Origin of the sequence: Staphylococcus agnetis, assembly GCF_002901865.1 — a bacterium.
GTDB lineage: Bacteria > Bacillota > Bacilli > Staphylococcales > Staphylococcaceae > Staphylococcus > Staphylococcus agnetis.
Genome location: NZ_PPQF01000142.1, coordinates 1 through 206, shown reverse-complemented (window position 1 = coordinate 206; position 206 = coordinate 1). Strand labels below are relative to the sequence as shown.

Below are 206 nucleotides of genomic sequence, written 5' to 3'. Positions count from 1 at the left end.
TTAAACGTCTTATTAAACAATTTGGCAAACCTCAAATGATAATTACAGACCAAGCCCCTTCAACGAAGGTGGCAATGTCCAAAGTGATTAAAGATTTTAAACTTACCTCCAACTGTCATTGTACCTCTAAATATTTAAATAATCTCATTGAACAAGATCATCGTCATATCAAATCAAGGAAAATAAGTTATCAAAGTATCAATACG

1 protein-coding gene is annotated in these 206 nt (G+C 31.6%); it reads left to right on the top strand.

The genetic code is table 11. The features are described 5' to 3' along the window. Window positions 1–206, top strand: a 206-nt coding sequence (locus CD172_RS12395; RefSeq protein ID WP_142384451.1) for a DDE-type integrase/transposase/recombinase, incomplete at both ends; no start/stop codon positions are given.